General features: G+C 58.3%; 6 protein-coding genes and 3 pseudogenes. All 9 read left to right on the plus strand.

Annotation, left to right across the window (positions count from 1 at the left end; all coding sequences use genetic code 11):
- Positions 1-143: pseudogene (locus ACFFAR_RS19280) on the plus strand (DUF1992 domain-containing protein); the annotation flags it as partial.
- Positions 140-694 (plus strand): tRNA adenosine(34) deaminase TadA, encoded by a 555-nt coding sequence (gene tadA, locus ACFFAR_RS19285; protein ID WP_375508284.1) that lies wholly within the window; start codon positions 140-142, stop codon positions 692-694. The pseudogene ACFFAR_RS19280 and the gene tadA, both read left to right, overlap by 4 nt.
- Positions 691-1617, plus strand: a complete 927-nt coding sequence (gene ldcA / locus ACFFAR_RS19290) for a muramoyltetrapeptide carboxypeptidase (RefSeq protein ID WP_174362511.1) — start codon at positions 691-693, stop codon at positions 1615-1617. The genes tadA and ldcA overlap by 4 nt, the downstream gene beginning before the upstream one ends.
- Positions 1618-1900: 283 nt before the next feature.
- Positions 1901-2659: a GntR family transcriptional regulator gene (locus tag ACFFAR_RS19295; RefSeq protein WP_082771467.1), complete on the plus strand. Its 759-nt coding sequence runs from the start codon at positions 1901-1903 to the stop codon at positions 2657-2659.
- 331 nt (positions 2660-2990) lie between these two features.
- Positions 2991-4490, plus strand: a complete 1500-nt coding sequence (locus ACFFAR_RS19300) for a cytosine permease (protein ID WP_174362512.1) — start codon at positions 2991-2993, stop codon at positions 4488-4490.
- 85 nt (positions 4491-4575) lie between these two features.
- Positions 4576-5307 (plus strand): annotated as a pseudogene (locus tag ACFFAR_RS19305) (aspartate/glutamate racemase family protein); the annotation flags it as partial.
- A 181-nt stretch (positions 5308-5488) separates the two neighbouring features.
- Positions 5489-6436: an allantoinase PuuE gene (gene puuE, locus ACFFAR_RS19310; protein WP_075357851.1), complete on the plus strand. Its 948-nt coding sequence runs from the start codon at positions 5489-5491 to the stop codon at positions 6434-6436.
- Positions 6436-6957 carry a 2-oxo-4-hydroxy-4-carboxy-5-ureidoimidazoline decarboxylase gene (uraD, locus tag ACFFAR_RS19315; RefSeq protein ID WP_075357852.1) on the plus strand — a complete coding sequence of 174 codons (522 nt, stop codon included), beginning with the start codon at positions 6436-6438 and terminating at the stop codon, positions 6955-6957. The genes puuE and uraD overlap by 1 nt, the downstream gene beginning before the upstream one ends.
- Positions 6958-6994: 37 nt before the next feature.
- Positions 6995-7270: pseudogene (locus ACFFAR_RS19320) on the plus strand (allantoicase); the annotation flags it as partial.

Here is a 7270-nt window from a genome sequence, read left to right on the forward strand (position 1 = left end):
TGGCCCTTGAATCGCTGCGCGGCAATTGCACGGTGGTGCCGCTCGAATATCGGCGGCGCATTGCGGAGCGTCTGTCCGAGCGCTGGTCGGAGCAGGAAAAGACCGCAGACGTTGCCACGCACGATCAGGCCGGGCAGAAGTGACAGCCGTTTCCGAGCCTGCATCCCCGGACGAGCGTGACCGCCGGTTCATGGCGCTTGCCCAGGCCGCCGCCGAAAAAGCGCGTGCGCTGGGCGAAGTGCCTGTGGGTGCGGTGCTGGTACGCGGCGACGAAGTCATCTCCACGGGTTTCAATCATCCTATTGGCGCCCACGATCCATCGGCGCATGCTGAAATGGCTGCGTTGCGCGCCGCTTCCATCGCACTCGAAAACTACCGCTTGCCCGGTTGCGAGCTGTACGTCACGCTCGAACCCTGCATCATGTGCGCCGGCGCAATCATGCATGCACGCATTGCGCGCGTGGTGTTCGGCGCGCACGATCCCAAGACCGGCGCGTGCGGCAGTGTCGTCGATGCATTTGCCATCGGCAACCTGAACCATCACACGACCGTTACCGGCGGTGTGCTCGGCGACGAATGCGCCAACGCGCTGCGCAGTTTCTTCGCCGAACGCCGGCGCGAAACCAAGGCGGCACGCGATGCCCGCAACGCCGCCACGCCTGATCCCGCCGATCCAATTTTACCTCGCCCATGACCCTTCGCGCACGCACCATCGATCTCGTTGCACCTTCTGGTTATCCTGCTCTGGAGCCGGTTGAACGCGCGATCGCGCGTCTGCAGGAGCAGGGACATACGCTCGAGAATGCGTCGTCCGCGTGGCGCCGGTACCAACGGTTTGGCGGTACGGATAGCGAGCGCGCAGCGGATATCAACCGGCTTGCCGATCCGTCGCGGCCTTTGCCTGAAATCGTGCTGGCAGTGCGAGGTGGTTACGGTGCGTCGCGCATACTTCATGGTCTCGACTACGACGGTTTGCAACGCCGCTTGCGTGATCAGCCCGTGGTGATGGTCGGCCATAGCGACTTTACGGCCCTCCAGCTTGCGTTGTTCGCCCGCGCCGGCATCAAGACTTTCGGCGGGCCGATGCTCACTGCCGATTTTGGTGCTGAAGCGCTGAGCGCATTCACGATGGATCACTTCTGGGAAGCGATCACGAAGCGATCTTTCACGGTGACGAGTGACGTCCACCAAGCGCAATCCGCCGATGTCACCGGCATGCTCTGGGGCGGCAATCTCGCGATGATCGCTTCGTTGATCGGCACACCGTACATGCCACCTGTCGAGGGCGGGATCCTGTTTCTCGAAGACGTCAACGAGCATCCGTTTCGCGTTGAACGAATGATTTATCAGCTTCATTTGTCCGGGATTCTTGCGCGGCAGCAAGCCGTCGTACTGGGTCAGTTCACGAGCGCCAAACTCTCGGAATACGACAACGGATACACGTTCGAGACGATGGTCGAGCAGGTTCGATCGCTGGTCGCGATTCCGGTCGTGACCGGGTTGCAGTTCGGACACGTGCCGGATTTGCTGACCTTGCCTTTTGGCGCGACTGCGCATCTGGTCGCGAGACCAAGTGGTTTCAGTATGAAGCTTTCGGATTACCCGCATTTGTCCTGACTACGTTCGAAGGTCAGCCGAAAAGCGCCCCGTCGGGCGCTTTTTTCATTTGAACGCACTGGATTTGGGCAAATTTGCACGGGTTTTGTGCCCAATATTGTTGACAATATTGGGGGCGTACGGAGTGAGGGATTTACCTGATAAGGCCTCCCGAGCCTTCATCTGCAGGCCTCTGGACTGCTTTTGAGTACCGTGACCTCCCGCAGGCGATCGAATTTCACGAGAAATTGTTGACAGTTTTTATGTCCGTCATAAGATGCAACACATACAGGCGAACGCGATCATGTCCGAAGACAAAATGAAAGCTTTATCGAAGGTAAGCGTCATTGGCAATGCGGTTCCGGCTGCTGCGGCTACGGCCGAATCGATCGCGGCAAACATCCGTGATGCGATCCTCGAACATCGTCTCGCGCCTGCGGCCAAGCTGACAGAAGCGCAGTTGTGCGAAGTATTCGATGTAAAGCGCGGTACGGTGCGCCAGGCGCTGGCGCAACTCGCGAGCGAGCGTCTGGTCGATCTCGAGCCGAACCGGGGCGCATTTGTCGCGAGTCCGTCGGTGCAAGAGGTCCATGAAGTGTTCGAGATGCGGCGCATCGTCGAGATGGCCGTGGTCGAGCGCATTTGCAGCGGACACGGCACGCGCAGACTGAAGTCGATCAGCGCGACGATCGGACGTGAACGCAAAGCATATGAAAGCCGCGATTTTTCATCGTGGATAAGGTTGTCAGGCGAGTTTCACAAGGAGCTCGCGCAGCTTACCGGCAACACTGTCTTGTGCGAATGCCTGTCGGGGCTGGTGGCGCGCTCCACGCTGATATCGGCGTTGTATGAGTCGCTTGGCCGGAGCTCCTGCAGCTTTGAGGATCACGAGGAAATCCTGGCCGCACTCGACGCCGGCGACGCGCCCAAAGCCGCCGAACTGATGGCGCGTCACTTGCAGGACGTGGAAATGAAAATGCTCGACCGGCCCGCTCGCGGTGCAGTCGATCTGCATGAAGTCTTCGCCAAACCGAAGTCCGCCGAGCGCGAAAAAAGCGCTTGAAAGAAGTGTGTTGCCGCGCGACCTTAAGCTTGGGCGCGCTGCGATAAGCCTTAATTGAAAGTTGAGTGAATCTTAAGGTCCGCATTGAACGAATGCGCGACTTGACCGTGCCTTTTCCTGGATGCATGCGCTTTTGTGCGCGTGTTGAAGTGTTGAATGGCGTCCGCGCAACGTCTGTATGCGTTTGGACTGCTAAATGAATCGATCAAAAGAACGCCGCGCGCGAACCTGTGCGAAGGCGCCGTGTAGCCATACAACGAAGCCGTAGAAGTTGACGACCTCAACGACGATCTTAAGCGGCGCCATTGCCGAGTTCATTCAAGGAGAAGTCATGGTTCAGTTCAGTGCGACCCCTGGCAGTGCTGCAATACCCCCTTACGAAGATTCGGACCGCGATCCAGAATATCCGGTTGGATATAGCGATCGTCTTTATAACGACGACCTCGCGCCGCTCAAGCACCAGACCTGGGGCGCATACAACATCTTCGCTTTCTGGATGTCGGACGTGCACAGCGTAGGCGGTTATGTTTTCGCAGGAAGTCTGTTCGCGTTGGGCCTGACGAGCTGGCAAGTGCTGGTTTCGTTGCTGGTTGGAATCGGTATCGTCAATGTACTTTGCAACCTGATCGCCAAGCCGAGTCAACAGGCCGGTGTGCCTTATCCGGTTGCCTGCCGCGCAACCTTCGGTGTGCTCGGCGCGAACCTTCCCGCCGTGATTCGCGGGCTGATCGCGGTCGCGTGGTATGGCATCCAGACGTTCCTTGCTTCCAGCGCGCTCGTGATCGTGTTGCTGAAATTCATGCCGCAATGGATGCCTTACGCCGATGTCCACAATCACGGCTTTGCGGGCTTGTCGGCATTGGGCTGGGCCGGGTTCATGCTGCTGTGGGTCCTGCAAGCCGTCGTGTTCTGGCGCGGCATGGAGATGATCAAGAAGTTCATCGACTTCGCGGGGCCGGCGGTGTACATCGTGATGTTCATTCTTGCCGGTTACATGGTGTGGCGTGCGGGTTGGCGCAATATCGGATTGAACCTGGGCGGGGTCAAGTATCACGGCATGGAAGTGGTGCCGGTCATGATTACGGCGATCTCGTTGGTCGTGTCCTACTTCTCCGGACCGATGCTCAATTTCGGCGACTTCTCGCGATACTGCAAAAGCTATAAGAGCGTGAAGCGCGGCAACTTCTGGGGATTGCCGGTCAACTTTCTCGCGTTCTCGCTTGTCACCGTCGTGACGACCGCCGCGACCTTGCCGGTGTTCGGTCAACTGATCACGGACCCCGTCGAAACCGTGGGCCGCATCGATCAACCGACGGCCGTCATCCTCGGCGCTTTGACTTTCACGATAGCGACCATCGGTATCAACATCGTCGCAAACTTTGTTTCGCCGGCTTTCGATTTTTCGAATGTTGCACCACGTCTGATCAGCTGGCGGATGGGCGGAATGATGGCGGCGATGGCGTCGATTTTCATCACGCCGTGGAACCTCTTCAATAACCCCGCCGTGATCCATTACACGCTCGATGTACTGGGCAGTTTTATCGGACCGTTGTATGGCGTGCTGATCGTGGACTTCTACTTGATGAAGCGTGGCAAGTTCAACGTGGAAGAGTTGTACACGACCTCCGAAACAGGACGTTACTGGTACACCAATGGCGTGAACTGGCGCGCGGTATCGGCCTTGTTGCCCGCTGCTGCGATTGCGGTCGCATGCGTGATGATCCCGGCGTTGCAGGGTTCGGCGAACTTCTCGTGGTTCATTGGCGCGGGATTGGGCGCCTTGTTTTACTGGATCATCGCGGACAAGAAATCAGTGTCGAATTTTTCCTGAAGGAAGTTCATGCCACGCATGGTGTAGCGTGGCATGAACGTGATTTTCACTGGTGCTTTCCGTACGCTCAAGGAAGAAGGTAGAAATGCGCATCAAACTGATCAATCCAAATACGACCGAACGCATGACACGCGCAATGGATCGCTGCGCTAGAGAGGTGGCATCGGATGGGACGGAAGTCATCTCGGTCAGCGCGTCGATGGGACCACCGTCCATTGAAGGCTATTACGATGAAGCGCTTGCAACGCTGGCCTTGCTGCAGGAAATAGAAAAGGGCGAGAAAGAGGGCATGGATGGTTATGTCATTGCGTGCTTTGGCGACCCCGGCCTTTACGCGGCGCGCGAACTCGCAAGCGGTCCTGTCATAGGGATAGCCGAAGCGGCAATGCATGCAGCAAGTGTGATTGCGCCGAGCTTTTCTGTTGTGACAACGCTCAGGCGCACATGCACGATGTCGTGGCATCTGGCCGAGCGATACGGCATGAAGCGCTTTTGCAAGAACGTGCGCGCAACCGATGTCGCCGTGCTCGATCTCGACATTCCCGGTTCCGAAGCGCGCGCAATCATCATCGATGAATGTCGCAAGGCGTTAGCGGAAGATGGCGCGGAATCCATCGTCCTGGGGTGCGCCGGCATGGCAGAGTTTTGTCGCGAGATTGAAGATGCAATTGGCGCGCCGGTAATCGAGGGCGTGACGACTGCGGTCAAATGGGCGGAGGCGTTAATTTCGCTAAGGCTTAAAACTGCCAAGCGCGGCGATTATGCGCGCCCCTTGGCTAAACAATACGACGGCGCCCTCGCGGCTTATAGTCCTGAATGAGTCAAATGACCCTGGTGGCGTGCGCAGAACATACCTGTCACCTGACCCGCAATATCTGCGTATGAATATGGGCGCGGCGATGCGTTTTCGCTAAACTGGACTATCGTCGCGCAGGGTCCAATGCAGGGTCCTTAGGCACCGTGCGCGGCCCCATCGACTTTCACGCACTGATCCAGCCATGTCGAACCAATCGAATTATCCACGCGACCTGATCGGCTATGGCCGGCATCCCGTGCAGCCGAACTGGCCCGGGAACGCGCGCATCGCCGTGCAATTCGTGCTGAATTACGAAGAGGGCGGAGAGAACTGTGTTCTGCACGGCGATCCGGCATCCGAGCAATTTTTGTCGGAGATCGTGGGTGCGGCTGCTTACCCGTCGCGTCACATGAGCATGGAATCCATCTATGAATACGGGTCGCGGGCGGGCGTGTGGCGCATTCTTCGCGAGTTCGAAAAGCGCGGCTTGCCGCTGACCGTGTTTGGCGTTGGCATGGCGATTGAACGTCATCCGGATCTGGGACGTGCATTCGTCGAGCTGGGGCATGAAATTGCGTGCCATGGATATCGATGGATCCACTATCAGGATATGTCGCCCGAGAAGGAAGCGGAGCATATGCGTCTGGGCATGGAAGCCATCGAGCGCGTAACGGGCGTTAAACCGCTTGGCTGGTACACGGGACGTGACAGTCCCAATACGCACAGACTGGTAGCGGAGCACGGCGGCTTTCTCTACGACTCGGATTATTACGGCGACGACCTGCCGTTCTGGATGGACGTGGAAGTAAGCGGCGGCGCAAAAACGCCGCAACTGATCGTTCCCTATACGCTCGATACCAACGACATGCGCTTCGCCACGCCGCAGGGTTTCAACACTGCGGAACAATTCTTCGTGTACCTGCGCGATGCATTCGACGTGCTCTACGAAGAAGGCAGCGAGGCGCCGAAGATGCTGTCCATCGGCATGCATTGCAGATTGCTCGGGCGTCCCGGGCGCTTTCGCGCGCTGCAGAGGTTCCTTGACCACATCGAACAATATGACCGCGTGTGGGTCACGCGCCGCGTGGACATTGCGCGCCACTGGCGTGAACATCACCCGTATGAAGGTACGGCAGGAGCGAGCGCGTGATGACGACTGCACGAATGACACTAGAACAGCTTAACGCCGTGAACGCGGACGATTTCGTTGGCGCGCTGTCCGGCATCTTCGAACACTCGCGCTGGGTCGCGGAAGAGGCGGTGGCGAAGAGACCCTTTGCGAGCGTCGATGCGCTTTATAAAACCATGGCATCCATAGTCGATAACGCCGGCGACGCGCGTCAGCTTGCGTTGATCAACGCTCACCCCGAGCTTGCGGGCAAGGCTGCGGTGCGTGGCGAACTCACGCACGAGTCCACGCGTGAGCAAAGCGGTGCGGGCCTCGATCTGTGCACGCAGGAAGAGTTCGACACCTTGCAGGCGCTCAACTCAGGCTATCGTGAGAAGTTCGGTTTTCCTTTTATCTTGGCCGTGCGCGGGTTTGATCGTCACGGCATCATCGCGAACTTCCAGGCGCGGCTGAATAACAGCCGCGATGTCGAGTTGCGCGAAAGTCTGCAGCAAATCTACCGGATAGCGCGCTTCAGGCTCGACGATCTGATCGTCGCCTGATGTCCGCGCGCCGCCTTCAACTCATACAAGGAACCTCATGTCCATTCCGACACTCGATCCCAACGCTCCCGAATTCACGCGCCGTTATGTGAACCTCGCGGACCCGCGGCTTGGCGCGCAGGCGCTCGAAGCCAGCGACGATTTTTTTGCGCCCAAAGAGCGCATGTTGAATCCGGAGCCGGCTGTTTTCATCGTGGGCAAATTCGACGATAACGGCAAGTGGATGGACGGCTGGGAAACGCGCCGCAAGCGCGTGAGTGGTTACGACTGGTGTGTGGTGAAACTGGCGCGGCCGGGCGTGATCAAGGGGTTC

Origin of the sequence: uncultured Caballeronia sp. (assembly GCF_964243625.1) — a bacterium.
Lineage (GTDB): Bacteria > Pseudomonadota > Gammaproteobacteria > Burkholderiales > Burkholderiaceae > Caballeronia.